This window comes from Microbacterium deminutum (assembly GCF_039530205.1).
GTDB lineage: Bacteria > Actinomycetota > Actinomycetes > Actinomycetales > Microbacteriaceae > Microbacterium > Microbacterium deminutum.
This window is the reverse complement of the sequence record NZ_BAAAOG010000001.1, coordinates 893,342-918,665: the sequence shown is the minus strand read 5'-3', so window position 1 is coordinate 918,665 and position 25,324 is coordinate 893,342. Positions and strand designations below refer to the sequence as shown.

The 25,324-nt window shown below is 69.3% G+C and carries 25 protein-coding genes, 1 tRNA gene, 1 rRNA gene and 2 pseudogenes; 7 read left to right on the top strand and 22 right to left on the bottom strand.

Annotated elements, in window-relative coordinates:
- Positions 1-23: 23 nt before the first annotated feature.
- Positions 24-211, bottom strand: a pseudogene (locus tag ABD212_RS04070) (transposase); the annotation flags it as partial.
- 360 nt (positions 212-571) lie between these two features.
- Between ABD212_RS04070 and ABD212_RS04065 the strand changes: the two are divergent.
- Positions 572-1,600, top strand: a complete 1,029-nt coding sequence (locus ABD212_RS04065; RefSeq protein ID WP_344091427.1) for a peptidoglycan-binding domain-containing protein — start codon at positions 572-574, stop codon at positions 1,598-1,600.
- 401 nt (positions 1,601-2,001) lie between these two features.
- Here the strand turns inward: ABD212_RS04065 and ABD212_RS04060 are convergent, their stop codons facing one another.
- Positions 2,002-2,349, bottom strand: a complete 348-nt coding sequence (locus ABD212_RS04060) for a VOC family protein (protein WP_344091424.1) — start codon at positions 2,347-2,349, stop codon at positions 2,002-2,004.
- Between the two features lie 287 nt (positions 2,350-2,636).
- Here ABD212_RS04060 and ABD212_RS04055 point away from each other — a divergent pair, with 287 nt between their 5' ends.
- Both ABD212_RS04055 and ABD212_RS04050 read left to right on the top strand, forming a co-directional pair.
- Positions 2,637-3,566, top strand: a complete 930-nt coding sequence (locus ABD212_RS04055; protein WP_344091422.1) for a TIGR03621 family F420-dependent LLM class oxidoreductase — start codon at positions 2,637-2,639, stop codon at positions 3,564-3,566.
- 548 nt (positions 3,567-4,114) lie between these two features.
- Positions 4,115-4,531 (top strand): TIGR03668 family PPOX class F420-dependent oxidoreductase, encoded by a 417-nt coding sequence (locus tag ABD212_RS04050; RefSeq protein WP_344091420.1) that lies wholly within the window; start codon positions 4,115-4,117, stop codon positions 4,529-4,531.
- A 235-nt stretch (positions 4,532-4,766) separates the two neighbouring features.
- On the opposite strand, the pseudogene ABD212_RS04045 reads toward ABD212_RS04050, so the two are convergent.
- Together ABD212_RS04045 and ABD212_RS04040 are read right to left on the bottom strand one after the other, a co-directional pair.
- A pseudogene (locus ABD212_RS04045) lies at positions 4,767-4,954 on the bottom strand (AAA family ATPase); the annotation flags it as partial.
- 339 nt (positions 4,955-5,293) lie between these two features.
- Positions 5,294-5,367: transfer RNA gene (locus ABD212_RS04040), tRNA-Pro, on the bottom strand.
- 258 nt (positions 5,368-5,625) lie between these two features.
- On the opposite strand from ABD212_RS04040, the gene ABD212_RS04035 reads away from it, so the two are divergent.
- The 3 genes from ABD212_RS04035 (at position 5,626) to ABD212_RS04025 (ending at position 7,352) form a co-directional block, all read left to right on the top strand.
- Positions 5,626-6,222 (top strand): GNAT family N-acetyltransferase, encoded by a 597-nt coding sequence (locus ABD212_RS04035; protein ID WP_344091418.1) that lies wholly within the window; start codon positions 5,626-5,628, stop codon positions 6,220-6,222.
- A 72-nt stretch (positions 6,223-6,294) separates the two neighbouring features.
- Entirely contained in the window at positions 6,295-6,981 is a 687-nt protein-coding gene (locus tag ABD212_RS04030; RefSeq protein WP_344091416.1) for a lysoplasmalogenase, read from the top strand.
- Positions 6,978-7,352, top strand: coding sequence for an RNA-binding S4 domain-containing protein (locus ABD212_RS04025; protein ID WP_344091414.1), 375 nt, complete (start codon positions 6,978-6,980; stop codon positions 7,350-7,352). The genes ABD212_RS04030 and ABD212_RS04025 overlap by 4 nt, the downstream gene beginning before the upstream one ends.
- A 6-nt stretch (positions 7,353-7,358) precedes the next feature.
- On the opposite strand, the gene ABD212_RS04020 is transcribed toward ABD212_RS04025, so the two are convergent.
- Positions 7,359-8,261, bottom strand: a complete 903-nt coding sequence (locus tag ABD212_RS04020; RefSeq protein WP_344091412.1) for an NUDIX domain-containing protein — start codon at positions 8,259-8,261, stop codon at positions 7,359-7,361.
- Positions 8,262-8,343: 82 nt separating this feature from the next.
- Between ABD212_RS04020 and ABD212_RS04015 the strand changes: the two genes are divergently transcribed.
- The gene (locus ABD212_RS04015; protein ID WP_344091410.1) at positions 8,344-8,757 is read left to right on the top strand and encodes a GNAT family N-acetyltransferase; all 414 of its coding nucleotides are present in this window, start codon (positions 8,344-8,346) and stop codon (positions 8,755-8,757) included.
- Between the two features lie 45 nt (positions 8,758-8,802).
- On the opposite strand, the gene der is transcribed toward ABD212_RS04015, so the two are convergent.
- From der to rrf, 17 genes are all read right to left on the bottom strand, one after another.
- Positions 8,803-10,347, bottom strand: a complete 1,545-nt coding sequence (der, locus tag ABD212_RS04010; RefSeq protein ID WP_344091408.1) for a ribosome biogenesis GTPase Der — start codon at positions 10,345-10,347, stop codon at positions 8,803-8,805.
- The gene (gene cmk, locus ABD212_RS04005; RefSeq protein ID WP_344091406.1) at positions 10,337-11,125 is read right to left on the bottom strand and encodes a (d)CMP kinase; all 789 of its coding nucleotides are present in this window, start codon (positions 11,123-11,125) and stop codon (positions 10,337-10,339) included. Before cmk ends, der begins: the two co-directional genes overlap by 11 nt.
- Positions 11,118-12,254 carry a prephenate dehydrogenase gene (locus ABD212_RS04000; RefSeq protein WP_425561238.1) on the bottom strand — a complete coding sequence of 379 codons (1,137 nt, stop codon included), beginning with the start codon at positions 12,252-12,254 and terminating at the stop codon, positions 11,118-11,120. The genes cmk and ABD212_RS04000 overlap by 8 nt, the downstream gene beginning before the upstream one ends.
- A gap of 23 nt (positions 12,255-12,277) precedes the next feature.
- A complete protein-coding gene (locus ABD212_RS03995; protein WP_344091404.1) occupies positions 12,278-13,135 on the bottom strand; it encodes a pseudouridine synthase in 858 nt (285 codons plus the stop codon).
- On the bottom strand, positions 13,132-13,764 hold the full coding sequence (gene scpB, locus ABD212_RS03990; RefSeq protein ID WP_344091402.1) for an SMC-Scp complex subunit ScpB: 633 nt from the start codon (positions 13,762-13,764) through the stop codon (positions 13,132-13,134). The genes ABD212_RS03995 and scpB overlap by 4 nt, the downstream gene beginning before the upstream one ends.
- Positions 13,754-14,596: a segregation and condensation protein A gene (locus tag ABD212_RS03985; RefSeq protein WP_344091400.1), complete on the bottom strand. Its 843-nt coding sequence runs from the start codon at positions 14,594-14,596 to the stop codon at positions 13,754-13,756. Before ABD212_RS03985 ends, scpB begins: the two co-directional genes overlap by 11 nt.
- Positions 14,580-15,464, bottom strand: a complete 885-nt coding sequence (locus ABD212_RS03980; RefSeq protein WP_344091398.1) for a ParA family protein — start codon at positions 15,462-15,464, stop codon at positions 14,580-14,582. Before ABD212_RS03980 ends, ABD212_RS03985 begins: the two co-directional genes overlap by 17 nt.
- A gap of 68 nt (positions 15,465-15,532) precedes the next feature.
- Positions 15,533-16,435, bottom strand: coding sequence for a site-specific tyrosine recombinase XerD (gene xerD, locus ABD212_RS03975; RefSeq protein WP_344091396.1), 903 nt, complete (start codon positions 16,433-16,435; stop codon positions 15,533-15,535).
- Position 16,436: 1 nt separating this feature from the next.
- Positions 16,437-17,126 carry an NUDIX domain-containing protein gene (locus tag ABD212_RS03970; RefSeq protein ID WP_344091394.1) on the bottom strand — a complete coding sequence of 230 codons (690 nt, stop codon included), beginning with the start codon at positions 17,124-17,126 and terminating at the stop codon, positions 16,437-16,439.
- Complete coding sequence (gene pyrG / locus ABD212_RS03965; RefSeq protein ID WP_344092428.1) at positions 17,119-18,813, bottom strand: CTP synthase; 1,695 nt, start codon at positions 18,811-18,813, stop codon at positions 17,119-17,121. Before pyrG ends, ABD212_RS03970 begins: the two co-directional genes overlap by 8 nt.
- Positions 18,814-18,878: 65 nt before the next feature.
- Positions 18,879-20,570: a DNA repair protein RecN gene (gene recN, locus ABD212_RS03960; protein WP_344092426.1), complete on the bottom strand. Its 1,692-nt coding sequence runs from the start codon at positions 20,568-20,570 to the stop codon at positions 18,879-18,881.
- Entirely contained in the window at positions 20,567-21,508 is a 942-nt protein-coding gene (locus tag ABD212_RS03955) for an NAD kinase (RefSeq protein ID WP_344091392.1), read from the bottom strand. The genes recN and ABD212_RS03955 overlap by 4 nt, the downstream gene beginning before the upstream one ends.
- Positions 21,505-22,305 carry a TlyA family RNA methyltransferase gene (locus ABD212_RS03950; RefSeq protein ID WP_344091390.1) on the bottom strand — a complete coding sequence of 267 codons (801 nt, stop codon included), beginning with the start codon at positions 22,303-22,305 and terminating at the stop codon, positions 21,505-21,507. The genes ABD212_RS03955 and ABD212_RS03950 overlap by 4 nt, the downstream gene beginning before the upstream one ends.
- Complete coding sequence (locus ABD212_RS03945) at positions 22,302-22,463, bottom strand: hypothetical protein (protein ID WP_344091388.1); 162 nt, start codon at positions 22,461-22,463, stop codon at positions 22,302-22,304. Before ABD212_RS03945 ends, ABD212_RS03950 begins: the two co-directional genes overlap by 4 nt.
- A 40-nt stretch (positions 22,464-22,503) precedes the next feature.
- Positions 22,504-23,538: an HAD-IIA family hydrolase gene (locus ABD212_RS03940; RefSeq protein ID WP_344091386.1), complete on the bottom strand. Its 1,035-nt coding sequence runs from the start codon at positions 23,536-23,538 to the stop codon at positions 22,504-22,506.
- Positions 23,538-25,067: a primosomal protein gene (locus ABD212_RS03935; RefSeq protein WP_344091384.1), complete on the bottom strand. Its 1,530-nt coding sequence runs from the start codon at positions 25,065-25,067 to the stop codon at positions 23,538-23,540. Before ABD212_RS03935 ends, ABD212_RS03940 begins: the two co-directional genes overlap by 1 nt.
- Before the next feature lie 92 nt (positions 25,068-25,159).
- Positions 25,160-25,276: ribosomal RNA gene (gene rrf / locus ABD212_RS03930) — 5S ribosomal RNA — on the bottom strand.
- Positions 25,277-25,324 lie beyond the last annotated feature (48 nt).

Here is a 25,324-nt window from a genome sequence, read left to right as displayed (position 1 = left end):
AGGCAGCGCCTCAGCCGAGCGGCGTCGGAGCCGAGGACCTCCCTTCTGCCGTCCGCGGCGACGCCCACCGCAACCACGACTGCTTGGGAGACGGCCCGCCGGCCACCCTCGCTTTGCAATAGGTCGCGTCCAGGAACACAAACGGATAGCTGGTGTCCGCGAGCGGGCGGTCGCGGAACGCGGCGACGTCCTCGTCGAGATTCGCGCAGATCCAGTCGAACGCTTGGGGTGCTCTTGGATTGCGTCTGATCACTCCTGCGGGGTGATGCGTGGTTCACGTCGGCGTTGTTGGCTCGGTCAGGAGTACGCGGCCGATCGATCGTTCAGCTACGATTTCGCATCGCTCGGCCCCGGCTCCGCGGTGACCAGCAGATGCCGAGCGCCGCCGCGCCACCACTGCGAAAGGCCGTCGATGTCACTCCGTCACTCGCGAGGTAGTGCCCTGCGTCGGACCGCACCTGGGAAGACCCCTCCGAGAGGGATGCCGGGCTTCCGGGCGGCGACCGCGCTGTGCGTTGCATTCGCGGCTGTCGGGCTCACCGGTTGCAGTGGCGACTTCAGCAGTGTCGACGTGGCTCAAGCGAGGGTGACCGCGAAAGAGAACGCGGTCACGCAAGCCGAGGCCGACCTGGCGGCCGCGTCGGGCGAGTTCTGCGACGCGAGCAAGACCTACATCACGGCGCTCGATCGCTACGGCGACGTGCTGAATGCCACCGCGCCGACTGTCGGAGACATCCGGGTCGCCGGCGCAGACCTGACGGAGCCGCGTGCGGATGCTTTCGCCGGAGCCGAGGCGGCTGTCGAAGCCCAGCAGGCTCTCGTGGTCGCCGAGCAGGAGCTCGTCGACGCTCGCGCCGCATTGCAGCAGGCTCAGGGCGGCTCTTCGGACGCATCTCCCTCCAGCGCAGATCAGCCGACCAGCACGCCGCTTGCGCCGGCCACGACGGTCGACCGCGTGACGCAGGCGGAGGCGGAGTTCACGGCGGCACAGGGCGCTGTCACGGACGACACGACGTTGACGGACGCATCCGAGCAGTTCAACAGCGCCGCTGTCGCTCTCGAGATGGCGTGGTTGCAGCTCTTCGCGGATGCCGGGTGCCTCTCCGATGCGCAGCAGCAGCAGGCACAGGAGATTGTTCGCGCATATACGACGACGCTGCAGCAGGATCTCGCTGCTGCGGGTCATTACGCCGGTGCCGTCGACGGCGTGTATGGGCCGGCGACGGTGGCTGCCGTCGAAGACGTGCAGAAGGCGAACGGGCTGCCTGTCACCGGCACCGTGGACAAGGCGACCGCTGCCGCGCTGCAGGCCGAACTCGAGGCGCTCGGCGGGGCCGCGGCGCAGCAGAGCACAGCGACAACGGCTGCAGTCCAGCAGACCCTCAAGCTCGCAGGGTTCTGGGACGGACCGGTCGACGGCGCGTGGACCCCCGAACTGACTGAGGCCCTGAAGGAATTCCAGAGCGCACTGGGCGTCGAGCCCACAGGCACCGTGGACTCCGCGACCATTGCCGCCTTCGAGAAGACGATCGCTGAGCTTCAGAATCCGGAACCATCCCCAACACCGACGCCGACGCCGACCGCGACCAACGAACCGTAACAGGCACGACTTCGGGGTATACATCGAAGAACTGCACCGTCTCGTCGATGAAGCGCGTGTCGTCGAGGGGCGTGCGATCGGGGCGAAGGAATCGGTGGCCGCATGTCAACCGACGCCGCACTCGTTCCGACGAACGGGGGCGACGTCAACTGCGAGGACACGCGGGCACCCTGCAGGATTGGAGGGCACCCGCGTTTGGAGTTTGACGTCCCTGCCGGGCTCGACGACGCATGTCGTGGCCCGCAAGCCGGTCCTCTTGCGCGCCATGTGTGGAGGGCGCTCGGCCTTGTGCGCTCGCGTTTCGGACGCTCGCCCTACGCGGGGCTGGGCGCGGTGGCCCTGAGCGACGCTCCCCGCACGCGCCGCTGACGTGCGGCGAACCCGACCGCAGGCGATGCGGGCTACTGCGACCAGACCGCGAGCTCGTTGCCCGCCGGATCGACGAAGTGGAACCGCCGGCCGCCGGGGAACTCATAGATGTCGTGCCGGATAGTGCCCCCGGCATCCGTCACCCGTTCGCGCGCCGCCTCGAGGTCGTCGACGTACAGCACCGCGAGCGGCTGCCTCTGACGAGTGCCGTCGTCGACGGCGTTGAATCCCGCTGTCACCCCGCTGTCCGAGGTGTCGAGGTACTCGCCGTAATCCGTGAACCGCCATGCGAACACCGCTTCGTAAAACACGCGTGCCGCAGCCAGATCGCCGCCGCCGACAGGGAATTCGATGAGATCGATGCGATTGTGCTCGGGCATGCCCCTGGTCTACCAGTTAGCGCCGACATCACGGGGCCAAGGGCCTCGGGATCCAGGATCCGGCAGCTATCCCTGCTTGCCGAGAAACCGCTGGCGATTCTGAGGGTCAGGCCGTTGATCACCAAACACCCCGAACACAAGCGGGTCCGTCAGCGTTCGTAATCCGGGTGGCTGATCGGGCGTTCAAGGGTCCTCCCGTGGGCGTCGGGGACTCTTGTGTCTAGGCGAGATCGGCATAGAGTGATCGCGGGCCAGCGGGCGCAACGCCAAGAGGAAGAGCGATCGCCATGACCGTGGACCGCCGTTTTCGATTTGCAACGGGTGCGTTCTACGCGCCCTCCGCCGGGGAGTATGCGGCTCTCGCGCGCAAGATCGAGGATCTGGGCTACGCCGCGCTGCTTCTCCCGGATCACTTCAACGATCAACTCACCCCGTTCCTCGCTCTGCTGGCCGCAGCGAACGCGACGAAGACACTTCGCGTCGGCAGTTTCGTCTGTGACAACGACTACCGGCACCCCGCGGTGTTGGCCAAGGAGGCCGCCACGCTCGACCTGCTCACTGACGGTCGACTCGAGCTTGGTCTCGGCGCGGGCTATTTCGGCCCCGACTATGCGCAGACTGGGATTCCCTACGATGCTCCGGGAGTGCGGGTCAGCCGGCTGATCGAGGCGGTGCATGTCATCAACGGTCTGTTCGGACCGACACCGGTTACGTTCGCCGGTGAGTATTACACCATTGCTGAACTGGACGGGTTCCCCAAACCCGTCCAACAGCCGCATCCGCCTATTCTGATCGCCGGCGGCGTGCAGCGGATTCTGTCGCTGGCTGCCCGCGAGGCGGACATCGTCGGGCTGCTGATGAGGTCCCGGGATGGCGCCCTCGACTTCGATGACGATTCCGTCGCTGCCACCGCAGAGCGCGTGGAGTGGGTTCGTCAGGCAGCCGGTGCGAGGTTCGATGACATCGAGCTCAACATCCTGGTGCTGGATGTGGAAGTCACTGCGGAGCGGCAACAGGGTGCCGAGCAGATCGGTCGACGATGGGGCATCTCGGGTGATCAGGTTCTCGACTCGGTCCATTTCCTGGTGGGCACGGTCGACGAGATTGTCGACCAGCTCAGGGGCTGGCGCGAGCAGCTGAGTATCTCGTACATCGCTGTCATGCCTCATCGCATGGACGAATTCGCCCCCGTCGTCGCCCGTCTCGCCGGCACATAACCAGCGGCGCGTGGTTGCGGCTTCCGGGGGTCGCGGATCGGCCTCGTGCTTCTACACTGGGGCGCGGGCTCGATTGCTGACCTCGCCCGTGGTGCGGGTCTCGCGCCGGTGACCGCGCGGTGGTCCTCAGCCGCTGTCGACTGAACGTCGTTCGCGGAGTCCTCGGAGACCTGCCTCCGCGCAGCACGCCACTGAAATGGTATGAGAGCACCACTGCCATGGCGATGGCGCCGACGGCCGCTGCTACGCCTTCGGCTGTAGAACGGATGCCGTGCCGTAGGAGGAGTGTCCCTGCCAGCGCGTTGCCCGCGCTCCAGCCGCAATTCACGTGTGGGGGCGACACGCCCACACCGGATCGGTCGCTGAATGGGCTGGGGAGCGGTCTGCCCTGGAGACCGCTCACGCCGTGTGGAACAGCGTTGACGAGCAATGCCGCGCCCGCGCCGCTCCGAAGGACCGACACGCGCCCACCCTACGACGATTCAGGTATCCCGTCACGCTGCCGAATGTCGAGGGCAGCGAGACCCCTCGAGGGGCAGGATGGCTGGATGAGGTATTCCGCCGAGGAGTCCCGAAGCCTCGCGCTGGCGCAGCGGGTCGGCCGGCTGGCGACGGTATCGGAGGCTGGCGGTCCACATCTGGTGCCCGTGACCTTCGCCGTCTCAGGGGGACTCGTGGTCATCGGCATCGACGAGAAACCGAAGTCCACCCTCGATCTGAAGCGTCTGAGGAACATCCGAAGAGATCCACGCGTCGCCCTCTGCTGGGACCGGTACGACGAGGACTGGAGCCGACTGTGGTGGGTACGGGCTGATGGGGTCGCCGCCGTCGCCGAGGACGGTTGGTTCTGGGAACGAGCATGGGAGGCGCTCAACGACAAGTATGAGCAGTACCGTCACGCCGCACATCCTGGGCCGATCATCGTGGTCGAGGTGACGAAGTGGAGCGGATGGGCGCATGGTTGACCGCAACAGACCGCCCCGCCTCCCATCCATCGCTCGCGCAAACGATCCCCATCCGCGCCCCTCGACCCAATCGGACAATGTTCGGAGAGGATCGTCCCGCTCGCGGGTCGAATCTCGCTCGTCGCCGTGCACCTCACGTATGAACCGAGGTAACTCGTTGCCATCTCACCCTGCTCGTCAGCCGGACCTCAACCGCGCCATTCCTATCTGCCACTCTCACGGCCCTCGACCCAGACGCGGCCGCCGCGGAGGGTGCGAGTCCGACCACCGAACCGTTGCCGTGTTCGTGCTCCCACGCGAGGCGCAGGGCGTGCATCGCTGTTGTTTGCCTGCACCGGCCGGGCCGATGAGCACGTTCAGGGCTCGTCCCGAGGTTGCAATCGCGTGGAGCGCGGTGCGCTGGTTCTCGCCGAGAACGAGTCCGTGATTGCGGCGCGCACGCTCCTCGTGCCCAAGGGTTGTGCCGCTAACCGAGGGCGCGTCGGTCGAGTGACAAGCGGCGATACGCGGCGAGCTCGTTGATGTCGAGGAGCTTCTCCAGCCCCCACAGCTCGAGCGACAGGTTGTTGTCTGCGTCCATATTCACGAGGTGCGACGCGCACCGCCCAACCACCCGGGGGCAATCGCAACGAACTCGCGCCTGTCGACGCCGACCGACTCAGGAGAAGCGCAACGAGGTCAATTCGGTAGGTTTTCGGTGACGTGGTCACATCTCACCAACTAGGAAGTCCCGGGAACCCTTGAGTTCCCGGGACTTTCCGGTCGGGATGACAGGATTTGAACCTGCGACCCCTTGACCCCCAGTCAAGTGCGCTACCAAGCTGCGCCACATCCCGAAGCCCGAGCCTCAGCGCGGACAACTCCCCCATCCTACCCGAGCCCTGCATCCGGCGCGAACGCACGGGGACCCCATCCCACCCCTGTGCACGATTGCGGGATCTTCGGCGACACGCCGCGGCGCGATCTCTATCACCTCGGGTCGGCATCGAGCCCCGCCGCTGTGCACACCGCTCCGCAGCTGTGAACACGGTCTGGCGACGTAGCCTCGCGCCATCGGCCTTGTCGGTGTCCGAGGCCGGGCATAGCGTCGCTCCATGGCCACGATCACCATCGAACCCGCGACCGCCGACCGATTCGAAGACGCCCAGCATGCACTCAGCGGCGGCGGCGACGGCGCATCCTGTCAGTGCGCCTGGTGGACCATCACCAACACGCAGTGGCAGCAGACCACGCGCGACGAGCGCAAGACGCTCCTGGAACACGAGATGGCTGAAGCACCCCCGCCGGCGCTCATCGCCTACGTGGACGGCGAAGCCGCCGGCTGGATCCGAGTCGGACCCCGCACCCGACAGGTGCGGCTGGCACGCACCAAGGAGTTCACCGGGCACTCCGTCGAGCCGTGGGATGACGAGTCGGTGTGGGCGGTGACGTGCTTCGTCGTCCGCCGCGAGCATCGCGGCGAGGGGCTCAACAGCCGCCTGCTCCACGCCGCGATCGAGTTCGCGCGCGCGCACGGCGCCCGCGTGATCGAGGCGTATCCGACCGAACCCATCGACCCCGCGACGGGTAAGAACAAGCCGGTCAACAACCTGTTCCGCGGCATCGTGTCGACGTTCGCAAGCGCGGGATTCCGCGAAGTCGCCCGACCCAAGCCTGATCGCGCGATCGTCTCGCTCGACCTGACGTCGTAGCCTCCGCACCCGTGCAAGAACCCCGGGCGAGCGTGCGAATATGTTGGTGTCGCACGCTCGTCGAGGAGGCTCATGAATCGGCTCTGGATCGGTTTCGTTCCCTTCGGCATCGCCTCGCTGGTGCACATCGCCGCGCTCGCGCTGGGCGCCGACCAGGTCGCCGCGCCGACGAAGCTCGTCCTGATGCCCCTGCTGGCCGTTGCGGTGTTCTGGGGAGGGCGCGGATCGCGCTGGGGCACGACCTACGCACTGCTCTTCACTGCGATCGCACTCTCCTGGCTGGGCGACGGCGCGACCACATTCTTCCCGTTCGCGCCCACGGTGCCGATGATGCTGCTGTGCTTCGGCATGGCCCACCTCTGCTACATCTGGCTGTTCTGGCGCATCCTCGCGGTGCGGCGGGTTCCGCCCTGGGCCGTGGTCTACGCGCTCTGGTACGGCATCCTGCTCGCAGTGCTGTGGCCGACGCTCGGCGGACTCCTCATCGCCGTGGCTCTGTACGGGATCGTGCTCGGCGGGACGGCCGTCGCGGCATCCCGCTGTCATCCGCTCATCGCCGTGGGCGGCGCGTTCTTCCTCGCGTCCGACACGATCCTGGCCTTGGAGCTGTTCATGCCGGATGTGACGCCGGCGTGGACGAGCCCGGTCATCATGCTCGCCTACTGCCTCGGACAAGGGCTCATCGCGGCGGGTGTCATCGTCGCCGACCGCCTCCGTGCTCTCGCGGGCGACGCTGAAACGGCGGGAGCGACGCCGTGACCGACGGCTCGGCACGCGTCGACGCGTGGCTGTGGGCCGTCCGGGTCTACAAGACACGCTCCGCTGCCACGAGCGCATGCCGCGCCGGGCATGTGCGGGTGAACGGAGACAGGGCCAAGGCCGCACAGCCGGTGCGCCCGGGAGATGAGCTTCGCGTGCGCATCTCCGGCTTCGACCGGATTCTCGTCGTCCGCCAGCCGATCACCAAGCGCGTCGGCGCAGTCCAGGCGGCAGCCGCCGTCGAAGACCGCACGCCTCCCTCACCCCCACGCGAGCTCACGGCATTCGTGCCGATGCGAGACCGCGGCGCAGGCCGCCCGACCAAGCGCGAGCGCCGCGACATCGACAGACTGCGCGGTCGCGAAGGGTGAGCCGGCTCAGCCCAAGAGGTCGAGCAGCCAGCGCGCGCCCCGGACGGCCGCCCCTCGGTCCGTCACCCGGCGCGCGAGCGCGCGATCGCTGGTCACGACCGTGACGGTCCGCCCGGCGGCGATGAGGCGCGATGTCTCGACCACGATCGTGTCGTCGCCGGATGCCGCGGCCCCGACCACCTCGACCGCTGCAGCGCCGGCGCCCGCGCCCCGCGCCTGACCCTCGACGACCGCAGTCCACTCCGCGAACCAGGTGTCCTCGGCCAGATCCAGCGCCGTGCCCCGCACGCCGGCTGCGGCGAGGGTCTCGATCCGGGCGATCAGGCGGTCGGCCGCAGCCGCGCGATCGCGCCACCAGCCGTCCGGGACGGCGCCCATCACGTTCGCGACATCCACGACGACGGCAGGACGGATGCCGAGCATCCTCCGCAGTCGTCGCCACGAGATTGCGAAGCTGGGATGGAGGGCACGCTCGTCGACGGCCTCGACCGGCACCCACGCGAGCTCGTGGCTCTCCGGGTCGCTGATCGTCGGATCGAACGGCCGGACCACGTCCGCAACGAGGGTCGCATAGCTCCAGTACCCCAGATCAAGGACGCTCATCAACCGCGGTCGCACCGCCGCCCCGGGAACGCCGGCCTCTTCGGCGGCCTCGCGCAGGGCCCCCTCGGTCGCCGACTCGCCCTCATGCCGTGCACCGCCGGGGAGGGCCCACGTATCGCCGAAATGGCTCCACGAGACCCGGTGCTGCAGCAGCACGCCGCGCTCGGCATCCACCGCCAGCAGCCCCGCCGCTCCGAATCGGCCCCAGTACCGCTCCCCTGTGGGCGCCACCACCCACGCGTCACCGGGATCGCGCGGACCGAAAGGTCGCCGCGGCGCTCCGGGTGCGGGCGGCTCGATCGTCACCCGCCCAGCCTGACACACGGACAGGCCACCGGGTCTCGATCGGCCCCGGCACCGACATCCGGAGTCTCGCGAGAATGGGACGGTGGACTACGAATTCGACGACGACCCCGCCCGCATCCAGCCCGACGTGGTGTGGACGTACCTATCGACCGATGCGTACTGGGGTCGTTGGCGCTCGCGCGCCGACCTCGACGCACAGCTGGTGTCGGCCTGGCGGGTCGTCGGCGCGTATCGCGCAGACACCGGCGAGCAGATCGGGTTCGGGCGCGCGGTGTCGGACGGCGTGGGCTTCGCCTACCTCGCGGACGTGTTCATCCTGCCCGAGCATCGCGGGCGGGCACTGGGTAAGCGCCTCATGCGGCACATGATCGACGACGGTCCTGGACGCGACTTCCGCTGGGTGCTGTTCACCGGCGACGCCCACGGGCTCTACGAGCAGTTCGGATTCGCCGCCCCCGATGCGACCGCGATGGTCCGGCCGAGTCGGCAGGGCTGAGTCACCGAGTCTCGCCGCCACGGCCGATCCACCCGAAAGGCCGCGTCAGCGCTGGCGCTTCTCGCGCACCCGCATGTTGATGACGATCGGCGTGCCGTCGAAGCTGTACAGCTCGCGCAGGCGCCGCTGGATGAACCGTCGATACCCCGGGTCGAGGAATCCGGTCGTGAAGAGCACGAACGTCGGCGGCCGGGTCGACGCCTGCGTGCCGAACAGGATGCGCGGCTGCTTGCCTCCGCGGAGCGGATGCGGATGCTCGGCGACGAGTTCCGACAAGAACGCGTTGAACTTGCCGGTCGGGATCCGGCGATCCCACGAGTCCAGTGCCGTCTCGAGCGCCGGCACGAGCTTGTCGAGGTGACGGCCGGTCCGCGCCGAGATGTTCACCCGCGGCGCCCACGCGACGTGTGCGAGGTCCTGCTCGATCTCGCGCTCGAGGTAGCGGCGCCGATCCTGGTTCTCGAGGTCGTCGTCGTTCAGGCGATCCCACTTGTTGAACGCGAGCACGAGCGCCCGCCCCGACTCGAGCACGAGGTCGATGATGCGCACATCCTGTTCCGAGATCGTCTCGGACACGTCCAGCACGACGACGGCGACCTCGGCCTTCTCGAGGGCGGCCGATGTGCGCAGCGAGGCATAGAAGTCCGCGCCCTGCTGAAGATGCACGCGACGACGGATGCCGGCGGTGTCGACGAACCGCCACAGCCTGCCGCCCAGGTCCACGATCTCGTCGACCGGGTCGCGGGTCGTACCCGCGAGCTCGTTGACGACGACGCGCTCCTCGCCTGCAGCCTTGTTCAGCAGCGATGACTTGCCGACGTTCGGGCGCCCCAGGATCGCCACGCGCCGCGGTCCGCCGATCTCGCGCTTGGCGACGGCGGAGACATCGGGCAGCACCTTCATGACCTCGTCCAGCAGGTCGGCGACGCCGCGCCCATGGATCGCCGAGACCGGATGCGGCTCGCCGAGTCCCAGGTTCCACAGCGCCGCGGCCTCGGGCTCCTGGCGCGCGTCGTCGATCTTGTTCGCGACCAGGAACACGGGCTTGCCGGCCTTGCGCAGCAGCCGCACGACGTGCTCGTCGGTGGAGGTGGCCCCCACCATGGCGTCGACCACGAACATCACGACATCCGACAGGTCGATCGCGACCTCGGCCTGCGCGGCGACGGACGCATCGATCCCGCGGGCGTCCGGCTCCCAGCCGCCGGTGTCGACGAGCGAGAACCGACGGTCCATCCACTCCGCCTTGTAGGTCACGCGGTCGCGCGTGACACCCGGCGTGTCTTCCACGACCGCCTCGCGGCGCCCGAGGATGCGGTTAACGAGCGCGGATTTGCCCACATTCGGCCGTCCGACGATCGCGACGACCGGCAGCGCCGGCGAGTACTCGATGCCGTCCTCGCCGAGTTCGACGCCCGCGAGCAGGTCGGCATCCTCATCGTCCAGGTCGTAGTCGGCGAGCCCGGCGCGCAACGAGGCGGCGCGCTGCTCGGCGAGCTCCTCGTCGAGATCGGCGAGCTTCGCTTCGAGGTTGTCGGGGCCGCCCTCGTACTCTTCCTCTGAGCTTGTCGAGGGGTTCTCAGCGCCCATCGCGGGCTCCTGTCTGTTCACTGACGCCCGCATGGATGACGCCGAGCACGGCGTCTACGGTCTGTTCGAAATCGAGGTCGGTCGAGTCGACGACCGTCACACCGGGCGCGGCGGTGAGGAAGTCGACCACCGCCGCGTCCTTCGCGTCGCGCCGGTGCAGCGCTGCCGCGACGGCTGCGGCATCCTGCGTCGTCAGTTCGGCACTGCGGCGAGCGGCGCGCACCTCCGGCGCGGCCGTCAGCAGGATCCGGACCGGCGCGTCCGGCGCCACGACCGTCGTGATGTCGCGTCCTTCGACCACGACTCCCGCGCGATCGGATGCCGCGATCAGCGCGCGGAAGAGGTCGTTCACCGACTCGCGCACGGCCGGCACGCGCGCGACGCCGCTGACGGCATCCGTCACCCGCGGCTCGCGGATCGCGGCGGTGACGTCGCTCGTGCCGACGCGCACCCAGAAGACATCGGGATCCAGCGAGATCGCGTAGTCGAACTCGCCCAGGACGTCGAGGACGGATGCCGCATCCGCCGTCTCGACCCCGTGCTCGAGCGCGTGCCACGCCAGCGCGCGATACGCCGCGCCGGTGTCGAGGAACCCGTAGCCGAGGCGACGTGCCACCTGCTTCGAGACGCTGGACTTGCCGCTGCCGGCGGGCCCGTCGATCGCGATCACGACCGGAGCGGACCCCGCAGGCACCTCGGCCGCTGAGGCTGCGGCGGCTTCAGAAGCACCGGAGGCGCGCGAAGCGCCCGAAGCATCCGCGATGGAACGGTCAGTCATTGCTGCTCGCGATCTTCCAGCCGCGGGATTCGAGCCCGTCGACGGCGCGGCGCACGGCGCTCGGTACGACGCTGATCTCGGCGAGCCCGAACTGCGCGCCCGGCGAGTGCTCCAGGCGGAGGTCCTCGACATTGACGTCGAGCTCGCCGAGCTCGCCGAAGAGCCGCCCGAGCTGTCCAGGAGTGTCGTCGACCATGACGACGACCTGCTCGAAACGGCGGTTCTGGCCGTGCTTGCCGGGCAGTCGCTCGACGCCGTCGTTGCCGCGACGGATCGTGTCGGCGACCGCCCGACGCGAGCCCGGTGCATCGGGTGCGCGCAGCGCGTCGGCGACCGACGAGAGGTCGGTCGCGAGGGCGTCGAGCACATCGACGACGGGCGCGGAGTTGGCTCCGAGGATCTGCACCCACAGCTCGGGGGCGGATGCCGCGATCCGCGTCGTGTCGCGAACGCCCTGTCCAGCGAGGCGGAGCAATCCGTCCGGCGCATCGACGAAACGCCCGGCGAGCAGGCTCGCGACCAGCTGGGGAACGTGCGACACGAGGGCGACCGCGTGATCGTGCTCCTCCGGCGACATCTCGAGCGGCGTAGCGCCCAGATCGAGCGCGAGGCCCTCGACGAGCGCGAGGTCGGCGGCCGACGTGTCCTCGTCGCGGCAGACGACCCATGGCCGGCCGACGAAGATGTCCGCGCGCGCGGCGATCGCCCCGCCGCGTTCCCGGCCCGCGAGCGGATGGGAGCCGATGTAGTGGGTCAGGTCGACACCTCTGGCGCGCAGCACCTTGCGCGGTTCGAGCTTGACGCTCGCGACATCCGTCACCACCGCCTGCGGGTAGCGGGAGAGCTCCCGCTCGACGACGTCCGCCGTCACGTCGGGCGGCACCGCGACCACGACGAGCGACGGCCGGTCGTCGTCGCGCGCGAAGCGCCCTGCGCCGTAGTCGATGGCGAGCCGCAGCTGCGAGGGCGAGGTGTCGTACAGCGCCACGTCGACGCCACGTCCGGTGAGCGCATGTCCGATGCTGGACCCCAGCAGACCTGCACCCACGATCCGCACCGTGCCCTGCACGCGCGACGCGAGAGCCGAATCGGCGGGACGCGGGCGCGCCGTGCCGCGGACGTGCGGCACTGCCGTCGATCCGGCGGAATCGGTCACTGTCTCTCCTGGTCGCTCCCCGCCGAGTGCGGGTCTTCGTCGCGGTGCTCATCCTGCGACGGGCCGCTCGTGGCCGGGCGCGCGAGTGTCAACAGCGCTCCCCGCTCCACTTTAGTCAACTCCCGCGCCCGCCCAGCTGGCAGCGTTCCCAGGTGCAGCGGCCCGAACTGCCGCCGCACGAGTTCGACGACCGGGTGGCCCACGGCATCCATCATCCGACGCACGATGCGATTGCGTCCGGAATGCAGGGTCAGCTCCACGATGCTGTGCCCGGCGTCTCCTCTGGTCGCCGAGCCGGCCGAAGCGTCGAGCAGCCGCGCCTTGTCGGCGGCGATCGGCCCGTCTTCGAGTTCGATCCCCCGCGTCAGCTTCGCGATCGTCTGCGGGGTGACGCGACCTTCGACCTTGGCGATGTAGACCTTGGTCACCCCGAAGGACGGGTGTGCGAGCACGTGCGCGAGTTCGCCGTCGTTCGTCAGGACGAGCAGGCCGCTCGTCTCGGCATCCAATCTGCCCACGTTGTACAGGCGCTCCGGCCATTCCTTCGTGAACCCCCGGAGGTCGGGGCGCCCGCGATCGTCCTTCATCGAGCTCACCACGCCGGTCGGCTTGTTGAGCATGACGTAGCGCTTCGACGGATCGAGCTGGATGACGGTGCCGTCCACGTCGACGATGTCGACGGCCGGATCGATCCTCGAGCCGAGCTCGGTGACCGCCTCGCCGTTGACCCGCACCCGGCCCTGCACGATCAGCTCCTCCGCGACTCGGCGGGAGGCGACTCCGGCGTTCGCGAGCACCTTCTGCAGCCGCACCCCCTCCGGCTCGGCGACCCCCGAGCCTGTCGGCGAGCTCATCGTCGGACCTCGTCGTCGAAGCCATCGGCGCCGTCCTCCAGGAGGGGTGAGATGTGGGGCAGCTCGTCGAGCGAGTTGATGCCCAGGTTCACGAGCAGCGCATCCGTCGTGCCGTAGTGGATGGCGCCGGTCTCGGCATCCGTGAACAGTTCGGTGATCAGCCCGCGCGACAGCAGCGTTCGCACGACCGAGTCGACGTTGACCGCCCGGATCGACGCCACCTGGCCACGGGTCACCGGCTGCTTGTAGGCGATCACGGCCAGTGTCTCGAGGGCGGCCTGCGACAGCCGTGACGGCGCCTGGGAGTTGACGAACTCCGAGACGAGGTCGTCGTGCTCTTCGCGCACATAGAGCCGCCAGCCGCCGCCGACTTCGCGCAGCTCGAACCCGCGACGTGGTCCGCCGGCCTCGCCGTCGTAGTCCTCGACCAGTCCCTCGATGGCCTGCCGGACCGCGGGCACGGGTGCCGCGACCGCAGCCGCGAGGCTGACCAGGCTCTGCGGCTCGTCGACCACGAGCAGGATCGCCTCCAGTCGCCGCGCGACATCGGCGACCGGTGCGGGTGCGGCGTGCTCGTCGACCGGCGGCTCGGTCAGCTCCACGAAGGTCGACTCGGGGTCATCGGTCATAGTCGGCTCCCAGAGTGGCGAGGCTCTCGTCGGACCAGCGCTGCGCGGTCCAGCGCAGGGTCAGCTCGCCGAGCGGCTCGATCTGCTCGAACGAAAGGGCGGAGTGGCGGTACAGCTCGAGCACCGCCAGGAATCGTGCGATGACGACCCCCGGCTGTGTGACGCCGGCGATCAGTTCGCGGAAGTTCAGGGTGCCGGCATCCCGGAGCAGCGTCACGACGACCGCCGCCTGCTCTCGGATGCTGACCAGCGGCGCGTGCAGGTGGTCGAGGCCGACGTGCGGAATCTCCTTCGGCGTCATCGCAAGCAGGGCGAGGGTCGCGAAATCGTCGGCGCTCAGCGTCCAGACCAGCTCCCGAACGGCGTTGCGGTACTTCTCGTCGAGGCGGACGGAGCGCGAGTGACGACGGTCCTCGCGCTGGAGGCATCGGGCGAACCACGCTGAGACCTCCTTGAACGCCCGGTATTGCAGGAGACGCGCGAACAGCAGGTCGCGTGCTTCGAGCAGCGCAACCGACTCCGCATCGACGAGCTCACCCTGCGGCAGCAGCCCGGCGACCTTCATGTCGAGCAGGGTGGCGGCGACGACCACGAACTCCGACGCCTGGTCGAGCTCCTCATCGGGGCCCAGTTCGCGCAGATACGCGATGAACTCCGCCGTCACGAGCGAGAGCGACACCTCGGTGATGTCGAGCTCGTGCTTCGACAGAAGTGAGAGCAGCAGGTCGAACGGCCCGTCGAACACGCCGAGCGACACCTGGAACCCGTCGCCCGACTCGCGATCGGTCTCGTGGACCTCAGATGTGGGTTTTTCGTCAGGCGACGGCGCCACGGGCGACCAGCTCCCGCGCCAGCCGCAGGTAGGCCTGGGCGGCGGCGTGCTCGGGCGCGAATTCGGTGATGGGCATGCCCGAGACCGAGGCATCCGGGAACTTCACGGTCCGCCCGATGACCGTCTCGAGCACGTCGTCGCCGAATGCGTCGACGACCCGTTCGAGCACCTCGCGCGAGTGCAGCGTGCGCGAGTCGTACATGGTCGCGAGCACGCCGTCGAGCGTGATGGTCGGGTTCAGGCGATCGCGCACCTTGTCTATGGTCTCGATCAGCATCGCCACACCGCGCAGCGCGAAGAATTCGCACTCGAGCGGGATGATCACCCCGTGACTCGCGGTCAGCGCGTTGACGGTCAGCAGACCCAGCGACGGCTGGCAGTCGATGAGCACGACGTCGTAGTCGGCGCTGACCCGGCGGAGTGCGCGAGAGAGCGTCTGCTCACGCGCCACCTCGTTGACGAGGTGAACCTCGGCGGCCGAGAGGTCGATGTTGGCCGGGATCACGTCGAGGTTCTCGAGGTGCGAGTGCACGACGACCTCACGCGGGTCGCGCTTGCCGTCGAGAAGAAGGTCGTAGATGGTCGGGATCTCGTGGGTCTGGATGCCGAGGCCCGCCGACAGCGCTCCCTGCGGATCGAAGTCGACCGCGAGCACCTTGCGCCCGTAGACCGCGAGAGCCGCCGCCAGGTTGATGGTGGTCGTCGTCTTGCCGACGCCGCCCTTCTGGTTGCAGAGCGCGATGATACGGGCGGGCCCGTGACCGTCGAGCTTCGGCGGAGTCGGGAAGCCGTGGTAGGGACGCCCGGTGGGACCGATCGGGGTCCCGTCCTCTGAGGTCGTCGTCGCGCCCCGCTTGCTGACCGCCACAGACTCTCCTTGACTTCGCCATGCCGTGCACCGATTCTAGCCACGACCGGGGCCTTCGCCCGGGAGGATCACCTGGCGCGCGGGTGCGACGTGGCGTAGACGTCGCGGAGGGCGTCCACCGAGACGTGCGTGTAGATCTGCGTCGTCGCGACCGAGGCATGCCCGAGCAGCTCCTGCACGACCCGAACATCCGCGCCGCCCTGGAGCAGATGCGTCGCGAACGAGTGCCGCAGCGTGTGCGGCGACACGTGTGCGGTGAGGTCCGCGCGCTCAGCGGCATCCTGGATCACCAGCCACGCGCTCTGCCGGGACAGCGGCGCACCGCGCGCGCCGAGGAACAGCCGTGGGGTGGCCCGCCCCCGCCGCGAGAGCTCCGGCCGCGCCCGCGTGAGGTAGGCGTCCACGGCGGCGCGGGCATAGGAGCCGACCGGCACGATCCGCTCCTTAGAGCCCTTGCCGCGCACCCTCAGGACGTCCCCGTGTGCGAGATCGTCGACGTCCAGCTGCACGATCTCGGACACGCGCGCGCCTGTCGCGTACAGCAGTTCGAGCAGTGCCCGGTCGCGCAGACCCAGGATGGTCTCGCGCTCAGGAGCATCCAGCAGTCGCTCGACCTGGTCGATCGTGAGGGCCTTCGGCAGCCGCTGGGGCTGCTTCGGCGGCCGCAGCCGCGTCGACGGGTCGACCGGCTCGAGGCCCTCCCGCGCGAGGAATCGGTGCAGCCCGCGCACCGAGGACTGCAGGCGGGCGAGACTGGATGCCGCGACCGGCGGCTGCGCCGAGGCACGGTCGGCCGCGAACTCCGCGACGAGCTCCGGGGTGACCGCGTTCGAGTCCGCGACGCCGTGCTCGGCGAGCCAGGCGACGTAGCCGCCCAGGTCTCGGCGATACGCGGCGACGGTGTGATCGGACAGTCCGCGTTCGATCGAGATGTGCCGCAGGTAGGCGTCGACCGCACGCTCGAGCCGCATGTCAGTGTCCTAAGGGGCTCCGCCCCGAACCCCCGGCCCGCGGACGCGCGCCCTCCGGCGACTCCGCAGCGCTGCGGCGCAGCCGCTCCGCCGTCGCGAGTACGCCGGTCGCCAGTATCCCGTTGCGCAGCCGCCCTTCGAGCACGCCGGCGACGGCATCCGCCAACGGCACCCACTCGATGCGGATGTCGGCCTCCTCTGCCTCGCGCGGGTGCGCGTGACCGACCAGCGACAGCCCGGTCGCGAGGAACATGTGCACGACCTCGTCATTGCCGCCCGGAGTGGTGAAGACGCTCACCAGCGGCTGCCAGTCGGATGCGACGAGGTCGGCCTCTTCGATGAGTTCGCGCTTCGCCGTCTCGAGCGGGGACTCCCCGTCGACGTCGAGGAGGCCCGCCGGGATCTCCCAGTCGCGGTAGCGGATCGGATGCCGGTACTGCTGGATCAGCAGCACGCGGCCGTCGGCGTCGAGTGCCACGATGGCCGACGCCCCCGGGTGGTCGACGTACTGGCGCTTGATCTCGCCTTCGCGGTACCGCAGGGTGTCGTTGCGCACGTCCCACACGCGTCCCTCGTAGACGAGGTCGCTCGCGACGACCTCCGCCGAGAAGGCCTCGTCGCGGAGATCATCGACGGGCTCGCCGACACCATCGACGGGCCGGGTCCCGACTCCCACGCCCGGCTCAGTCATTCTCGACGTCGAACAGCTCGCTGGAACGGTGGCGTTCGATCGCCGCCCCCACCAGGCCGCGGAACAGCGGATGCGGATCCGTCGGTCGGGAGCGCAGCTCGGGGTGCGCCTGCGTCGCGATGTAGTACGGGTGCACCTCGCGCGGCAGCTCGACGTACTCCACGAGATTGCGGTCGGGCGACAAACCCGAGAACACGAGTCCCGCGTCGGCGATCCGGTCGCGGTAGCGGTTATTCACCTCGTACCGGTGGCGGTGCCGCTCCTGGACGATCTCCGAGCCGTACAGCTCGGCGGCGAGCGAGCCGTCGGCGAGGTCGGCCGGGTAGAGGCCGAGGCGCATCGTGCCGCCCAGATCGCCGTGCTCGAGGATGTCGACCTGCTCGGCCATCGTCGCGATCACCGGGAACTCGGTGTCGGGGTCGAACTCGCTCGATGACGCCCCCTCGAGTCCGGCGACGTGGCGGGCGTACTCGATGACCATGCACTGCAGTCCGAGGCAGAGCCCCAGCGCCGGGATCCCCTGCTCGCGCGCGAAGCGCAGGGCGCCGACCTTGCCCTCGATGCCGCGGATGCCGAACCCGCCCGGCACGACGATCCCGTCCACCTCGCCGAGGGCCTTCGCGGCGCCCTCCGGCGTCTCGCATGCGTCGGAGGGGATCCAGCGGATCTTGACCTGGGTCTCCTGCGCGAACCCGCCGGCCTTGAGCGCCTCGGTCACCGAGAGATAGGCATCCGGCAGGTCGATGTACTTGCCGACGAGGCCGATCGTCACGTCGTGCTTGGGGTTGTGCACGGCCTGCAGCACCCGCTCCCACCGCGACCAGTCGACATCGTTGGCCTGCGAGAGGCCCAGGGTCTGCACGATGTACTCGTCCAGACCCTGCTCGTTGAGCATCGACGGGATGTCGTAGATGCTCGGCACATCCACCGCGTTGACGACGGCGCCCTCGTCGACGTCGCACATCAGGGCGATCTTGCGCTTGTTGGCCTCGGTCACGGGGCGGTCGCTGCGCAGCACGAGCGCGTCGGGCTGGATGCCGATGGACCGAAGTGTCGCGACGGAGTGCTGCGTCGGCTTGGTCTTCTGCTCACCGGAGGCGCCCATGAAGGGCACGAGCGACACGTGGACGAAGAAGACGTTGGCCCGCCCCAGCTCATGACGGATCTGGCGCGCGGACTCGATGAAGGGCTGGGACTCGATGTCGCCGACCGTGCCCCCGATCTCGGTGATGATCACGTCGGGATGCGGATCCTCGGTGGCCTGCAGCCGCATCCGTCGCTTGATCTCGTCTGTGATGTGCGGGATCACCTGCACGGTGTCGCCGAGGTATTCCCCGCGCCGCTCGCGTGCGATGACCTGCGAGTAGATCTGACCGGTGGTGACGTTCGCGGCCTGGCTGAGCTCGATGTCGAGGAAGCGCTCGTAGTGCCCGATATCGAGATCGGTCTCGGCACCGTCATCCGTCACGAAGACTTCGCCGTGCTGGAACGGGTTCATCGTGCCGGGATCGACGTTCAGGTACGGGTCGAGCTTCTGCATCACGACGCGCAGTCCGCGGGCCGTGAGGAGGTTGCCGAGGCTCGCGGCCGTGAGGCCCTTCCCCAACGAGGAAACGACACCCCCGGTCACGAAAATGTGCTTGGTGGTGTCGTTCGAAGTTCCCGCGCCTGAAGAAGAGTTCTGCATCACGGGCTTTTATCCTATCCCACGTCCTGCGGCCCAAACTGGACGAACGCGGCGAGCCGGCGGTCTCACACGACCGAACCGCCCAGCGACAGCAGCTCCCGGGCATGAGTCAGGGCGGCCGCCGAATCCGTCAGTCCCGACAGCAGCCGCGCCATCTCCGCCTCGCGGTCTGCCCCTTCGAGGCGGCGGACGTCGGATGCCGTCACCGAGCCGTTGCTCGCCTTCACGACCGACAGGTGATTGTTCGCGAAGGCCGCGACCTGGGCGAGGTGCGTCACGGCGATGACCTGGGATGCCTCGGCGAGCCGCGCCAGCCGGCGGCCGACCTCGATCGCCGCCGCCCCGCCGATGCCCGCGTCGACCTCGTCGAACACGAATGTCGGCACCGGATCGGCTGCCGCGATCACGACTTCGATCGCGAGCATCACCCGGCTGAGCTCACCGCCCGACGCGCCACGCGCCACCGGCCGCGGTTCCGCGCCCTGGTGCGGCGAGAGCAGGATCGCGACGTCATCCCGCCCCGATGCCGTCTCGGCACCCGAACCGACCGCCACCGACAACCGGGCGTCGGGCATCGCGAGAGCCCGCAGCTCGGTCGTGACGGCGATTCCGAGCCGACCGGCCGCGGCGGTGCGGGCGGCCGTGAGCGCGGCAGCGGCTTCGTCGAGTGCGGATGCCGCGGCATCCTGGTCGCGCGTGAGACGCTGGATCCTGTCGCCGTCGTCATCGAGCTCGGCAAGCCGTGACGACCCCGTGTCGAGCAGGGCGATCGCGTCGTCGAGACTGCCGTGGGTTCGGATGAGCCCGGTCAGCACGGACCGCCGCTCCTCCACAGCCGCGAGCTCGTGAGGCCCGGTCTCGTCGAGATCCGCGAGGTAGCCCGCCAGCGATGCCGCCAGGTCCGCCGTGCGGTAGCCGAGCTCGGCCGCCTGCACCGCGAGCTCCGCCAGCGCGGGATCGTGCGCACGCTCGAGCACACGGCGCGCCTCGGCCAGGAGCGAACCGGCGTCGGGCTCCTCGCCGTCGCCCGAGAGCGCCTCGTGCGCTGCCGCCGCCGCGAGCCGCAGCTCCTCGGCGTTGGCGAGCCGCTCGGCCCGCACCGCGAGCTCGGCATCCTCACCCGGCTGCGGTGCCGCCTGTTCGATGTCCGCGATCCAGGTGCGCAGCTGCGCGGCCTCGGCTGCACGCGCGTCACGGTCGGCTGTCAGGCCGGTGAGCTCCCGCTCGATCGCACGCCAGTGCTCGTACGCCGCGCGATAGGACTCGCGCGCTGCGTGCACCTCTTCGCCGCCGAACCGGTCGAGTGCGTCGCGCTGCGCCACAGCCGAGCGCAGCCGCAGCTGGTCGGACTGGCCATGCACCACGACGAGCTCATCGGCGAGGTCGGCCAGCACGCCGGCCGGAGCGGAGCGGCCACCGACGGTGGCGCGGCCACGGCCTTCACTCGAGACGGAGCGCCCGACGAAGAGCTCGGCGGTGCCGTCGCCCAGGGGCTCGACGGATCCGCCCGCCTCGCGCACGCGATCGGCGACCGGCCCGTCTTCGGGGACGATCCACACGCCGTCCACGGATGCCTGCGACGCGCCCGATCGCACGGCGCCCGAGTCGGCGCGCTGCCCGAGCAGGAGTCCGAGGCCGGTCACGACCATCGTCTTGCCCGCACCGGTCTCGCCGGTGATCGCGGTGAACCCGCGGCCGATGTGCAACGTCGCCTCGGCGATGACACCCAGGTCTCGCAGGCGCATCTCTTCGATCACGGCGTCTCGCCCTGCATGGCCGCGGGGCCGCGCCATCCTGCCACCGGAAGCCGGAACTTGCGCACGAGGCGATCCGTGAACGCGGCCGGATGCAGCCGCGCGAGTCGCACCGGCCGGTCGGAGCGACGTACGACGACGCGCGCGCCGGGGGGCAGGTCGTGTGATCGACGTCCATCGCACCAGAGGATGCCGGCGTCGGTCGTCCCCTCGAGCAGCTCGATCGCGACAGCGTGCTCAGGGCCGACGACGAGCGGCTTGGCGAACAGCGCATGCGCGGAAAGCGGCACGACCACGATCGCCTCGACGGTCGGCCAGATCACCGGGCCGCCGGCGGAGAAGTTGTAGGCCGTCGAGCCGGTCGGCGTCGACACCACGACTCCATCGCAGCCGAACGTCGACAACGGGCGTCCGTCGACCTCCATGACGACCTCGAGCATGCGCTCACGGCTGGCCTTCTCGACCGTGGCTTCGTTCAGCGCCCACGTCTCGTAGACGACCGCGTCGGCGGCATCCTTCACCCGCACCTGCAGCGCGAGGCGCTCTTCGACGGCGTAATCGCGGGCGATGACACGCCGGACAGCGTCGTCCATGTCGTCGCGCTCGATCTCGGCGAGGAAGCCGACGTGACCCATGTTGATGCCGAGCACGGGCGCGGTCCCATCGCGGACGAGTTCCGCGGCGCGGAGGATCGTGCCGTCCCCGCCCAGCACGATGGCGAGCTCGATCTCGTCCACGGGCACGTCGTCCAGCGTCGCGACTTCACCCAGTGACGGGCGCACCGCGGCGAGTTCCGCTCGGTCGTCGACGGCCAGCACCGGACGCGCTCCCGCTGCACGAAGCGCTCCGACGACCCGCTCGGCGGCGACCACGGTGTCGGCGCGATGCGCGTGGGCGACCACCAGGATGCTGCGCTGGGTGTTCGCGTCGTCGTGTGTCATCGGCTCCCCGCCAGTCGGTTCACGGTGCTCAACCATTCTGTCGGATTGCGGCCGCGGCCCGGAGCCAGGTGCACAAGGTACTCGGCATTCCCGTGCGTACCGGCGATCGGGGAGGAGACGACACCGCACGTGCCGAGCCCCTCGTCCCACGCCGCCCACAGCACATTCGTCACGGCGTCGGCGCGGGTTGCGGCATCCGTCACCAGTCCGCCCCTGACCGCGGCGCGCCCGACCTCGAACTGCGGCTTGACCAGCAGCACCAGATCCGCATCGTCCGCCGACACCGCGCGGGCGGCAGGCAGCACATGGACGAGCGAGATGAACGAGAGATCACCGGTGATCATCGACGGCGCCTCATGCACTCCGCTGGCCGTCGCGAGCGAGTCGGACGTCATGTAGCGGACGTTGAATCCCTCGATCGAGATCACCCCGGGGTCGAGGGCGATGGATGCCGCCAGCTGTCCGTGGCCGACATCCACCGCGATCACCGGCTCGGCGCACCGTTCGCGCAGCACCTGCGTGAAGCCGCCGGTCGACGCTCCCATATCCAGAGCCAGGCGCCCCGCGACGTCGACACCGAACGCGTCGAGACCGGCGATGAGCTTGCGGGCAGCCCGGCTGACGTAATGATCGGCGCCTGCCACAACGAGCACGGCGTCATCGTCCACCTGTGCGGATGCCTTGACGACGGGTCGGCCATCCACGGTCACGAGTCCGTCGGCGATCAGTGTCGCAGCGTGCGTGCGTGAGCGCGCCAGGCCCCGCGCGGCAAGTGCCGCATCGAGTCGGGCCGTCATCGGGGCGCCGCAGCGCCCGCGGGGCCGGTTTCGAGGCGGCGTGAGAGCGCATCGTGCAGCGCATCGTACGCGTCGGCTCGTGTCGCAAGGGGCTGCGCCTCGATCACCTCGAGCCGGGACAGCAGATCGGCGGCCTCGTCGTCGCGGGTCTCGTCCATGTCCCCAGGATACGGCCGGACTCTGGTCGTGGCAGGGATGTCAGGGCCTGTGGAACGGATCCGCGTACAGCTCTTCCGGCACCCGGAATCCGAAGATCGCACGCCCCGTCGCCCAGATCGCGGCGGCACCGGCACGCAGCAGGTCGATCGGCCGATCCCCCGTCGACACGATCTGCACGTCGGGCCCGTGGATGCGCACCGAGGCGCCTCGCACGGTGGCGGTTCCTTCGTGCACGCGGACGTCTGGGTAGGGCTCGTGGAGCTCGCGCAGATCGCCGAGGATGAAGGTCGGCTGCGATCCTGCAGGCGCCGCGAGAACGTGTTTCGGCCGGTCGATCCCGGTGAGCACGATCGCCGACGGGATGCCGGCGCGATTCGCGCCGAGGATGTCGGTGTCGAGCCTGTCACCGAGGAAGAGCGGATGCCGCGCCCCGAATCTCGCGACGGCCTCCTCGAAGATCGGCACCTCGGGCTTTCCGGCGACGGTCGCGAGCCGCCCGATGGCGGTGTGCACGGCAGACACCAGCGTGCCGTTGCCCGGCGCGATCCCGCGGGCCTGCGGGATGGTCCAGTCGGTGTTCGTGGCGATCCAGGGGATGCCGCCCTCCTCCTCCGGCACCTTCAGGGCGTACGCGGCCTCCGCGAGCTGCGACCAGCCCACTTCGGGGGCGAACCCCTGCACCACCGCGGCCGGAGCGTCGTCGGCGCTGCGCGTGACGACGAACCCGGCCTTCTCTACCTCGCTCACGAGCCCGTCGCCGCCGACGACCAGAACGGTCGCGCCGGGCGTGATCCGTTGCACGAGCAGTCGCATCGCCGCTTGCGGACTCGTGACGACCTCTTCGGGCTCGGTCTCCAGACCCAGGTCGCAGAGATGGGCCGCAACCGAGGCATCCGTCCGCGAAGCGTTGTTGGTGATGTATGCGAGCGTCCGCCCGTCGCGGGCGCGGGTGAGGCTCTCGACGGCATAGGGCAGCGCGCCGGCGCCGGCGTAGACCACCCCGTCGAGGTCGGCGAGGATCACGTCGACCCCGTCCAACGGCGCGAGCTCGCGTCGACGGGTGAACAGTGCCATCAATCGTCCTGCGGCAGAGGGATGTCGGATGGCGCTGCCTCTGTGAGCGGCTCATCGGAGGTCGAGCGATCGGACGTCTCGACGACGACATCCTGCTGCTCGCCCTGCTCCTCGGGCGAGTCGTCGATGAACTGCTCCTCGACCTCTTCGACGATGACCGTCTCGAGATCCCCGAGACCGCTTGCGGCGTCGAGCGCGTCAGCCGCGACTTCGGCCCGGCGATGCCATTCCTCGGCCTCGGAGTCGCGACCGAGCTCTTCGAGCACGATCGCGCGCGCGGCGAACAGCGCGGGGCTCCACTCGAACGCGCGATCCGGGTCGAGTTCGGGGATGTCCAGCTCGAGCAGCGCACGATCGGGCTGATCGAGGTCGAGCCGCGCCCCGGACATCGCGATCGCAAGCTCCACCCGCGCTCCGGTGGGCAGAGTTTTCTGATCGACGGCACGGCCGACCTCGAGCGCACGGTCCGGACGCCCGACACCGCGCTCACTGTCGACCATGAGCGCGATCTGGTCGTCGCGGCCCGAGATCCGACGGTACGTGCGCAGCTCGCGGAGTGCCAGAGCGAAGTCGCCTGTCGCGTAGGCGGTGATCGCGAGCGTCTCACGGACGATCGCGATACGCCCTGCTCGACGAGACGCCGAGAGGGCATGCTGGTGAGCGAGCTCGGGATCCACGTCGATGAGCTTCGACGCCATGGCGAGGTGACGGGCCACCCACTCGGCGTTCTCCTTGCTCAGCGTCTTCAACTCGTTGCGCGCGCCCGCGTTCAGGTCGGCGGCGGTGATGTCATCCGGAATGAACGGATCGTCGTGGCGCGGCCGAACCGGCCGGTTCTCGTCAGGACGCTGGCCGTGGTCGGGCCGATCGACGCCCCCACGCGCGGGGCGATCGGTACGCTGAGCTCCGCCACGAGGCGGATACGACTTCCGCTCACCATCGCGAGGCGGATACGACTTCCGCTCGCCGTCGTATTTCGCAGAGGGCTTGCTGCCACCGCTCGCGGCGTAGGGCTTGCGATTTCCATCGCGAGGCGGATAGGACTTACGCTCTCCGTCACGGGGCGGATAGGACTTACGCTCACCATCGCGAGGCGGATAGGACTTACGCTCACCGTCACGAGGCGGATAGGGCTTGCTGCCACCGCTCGCGGCGTAGGGCTTGCGATTTCCGTCGCGGGGCGGATAGGACTTCCGCTCACCGTCACGAGGCGGGTAGCTCTTCCGCTCACCGTCACGGGGCGGATAGGACTTACGCTCACCGTCACGAGGCGGATAGGGCTTGCTGCCACCGCTCGCGGCGTAGGGCTTGCGATTTCCGTCGCGGGGCGGATAGGACTTCCGCTCACCGTCACGAGGCGGGTAGCTCTTCCGCTCACCGTCACGGGGCGGGTAGCTCTTCCGCTCACCGTCGTGCTTCTGGTGCGGCTTCTTGCCGGCTCCCGACCCACGAGGCGGGCGCGGATCGTGATCGCTGCGCGGGCGCGATTCCCGACCGGTCCGGTCGTCGCGCGACTCCTGCTCTGCCATCTCTCGATCCTTCCGGGTACCCGACGTTCGGGCAATGACGGCTGTTAACGCGAAATGGCCACCCAGCTCTGGGTGGCCATTTCTCGAAAGAAGTCCGGCGGTGTCCTACTCTCCCACAGGGTCCCCCCTGCAGTACCATCGGCGCTGTGAGGCTTAGCTTCCGGGTTCGGAATGTAACCGGGCGTTTCCCTCACGCTATGGCCGCCGAAACACTATTGATGTTTCAGTCTGCACAACAAAAGTCATTGTCGTGCGGT

Excerpts from the sequence above, each read along its gene's own strand:
- ABD212_RS04060 (WP_344091424.1), bottom strand. The coding sequence starts at position 2,349 with ATGCCCGAGCACAATCGCATCGATCTCATCGAATTCCCTGTCGGCGGC.
- ABD212_RS04055 (WP_344091422.1), top strand. The coding sequence starts at position 2,637 with ATGACCGTGGACCGCCGTTTTCGATTTGCAACGGGTGCGTTCTACGCG.
- ABD212_RS04050 (WP_344091420.1), top strand. The coding sequence starts at position 4,115 with ATGAGGTATTCCGCCGAGGAGTCCCGAAGCCTCGCGCTGGCGCAGCGG.
- ABD212_RS04035 (WP_344091418.1), top strand. The coding sequence starts at position 5,626 with ATGGCCACGATCACCATCGAACCCGCGACCGCCGACCGATTCGAAGAC.
- ABD212_RS04030 (WP_344091416.1), top strand. The coding sequence starts at position 6,295 with ATGAATCGGCTCTGGATCGGTTTCGTTCCCTTCGGCATCGCCTCGCTG.
- der (WP_344091408.1), bottom strand. The coding sequence starts at position 10,347 with ATGGGCGCTGAGAACCCCTCGACAAGCTCAGAGGAAGAGTACGAGGGC.
- cmk (WP_344091406.1), bottom strand. The coding sequence starts at position 11,125 with ATGACTGACCGTTCCATCGCGGATGCTTCGGGCGCTTCGCGCGCCTCC.
- ABD212_RS03995 (WP_344091404.1), bottom strand. The coding sequence starts at position 13,135 with ATGAGCTCGCCGACAGGCTCGGGGGTCGCCGAGCCGGAGGGGGTGCGG.
- scpB (WP_344091402.1), bottom strand. The coding sequence starts at position 13,764 with ATGACCGATGACCCCGAGTCGACCTTCGTGGAGCTGACCGAGCCGCCG.
- xerD (WP_344091396.1), bottom strand. The coding sequence starts at position 16,435 with ATGCGGCTCGAGCGTGCGGTCGACGCCTACCTGCGGCACATCTCGATC.
- ABD212_RS03970 (WP_344091394.1), bottom strand. The coding sequence starts at position 17,126 with ATGACTGAGCCGGGCGTGGGAGTCGGGACCCGGCCCGTCGATGGTGTC.
- pyrG (WP_344092428.1), bottom strand. The coding sequence starts at position 18,813 with ATGCAGAACTCTTCTTCAGGCGCGGGAACTTCGAACGACACCACCAAG.
- ABD212_RS03955 (WP_344091392.1), bottom strand. The coding sequence starts at position 21,508 with ATGACACACGACGACGCGAACACCCAGCGCAGCATCCTGGTGGTCGCC.
- ABD212_RS03950 (WP_344091390.1), bottom strand. The coding sequence starts at position 22,305 with ATGACGGCCCGACTCGATGCGGCACTTGCCGCGCGGGGCCTGGCGCGC.
- ABD212_RS03945 (WP_344091388.1), bottom strand. The coding sequence starts at position 22,463 with ATGGACGAGACCCGCGACGACGAGGCCGCCGATCTGCTGTCCCGGCTC.
- ABD212_RS03940 (WP_344091386.1), bottom strand. The coding sequence starts at position 23,538 with ATGGCACTGTTCACCCGTCGACGCGAGCTCGCGCCGTTGGACGGGGTC.
- ABD212_RS03935 (WP_344091384.1), bottom strand. The coding sequence starts at position 25,067 with ATGGCAGAGCAGGAGTCGCGCGACGACCGGACCGGTCGGGAATCGCGC.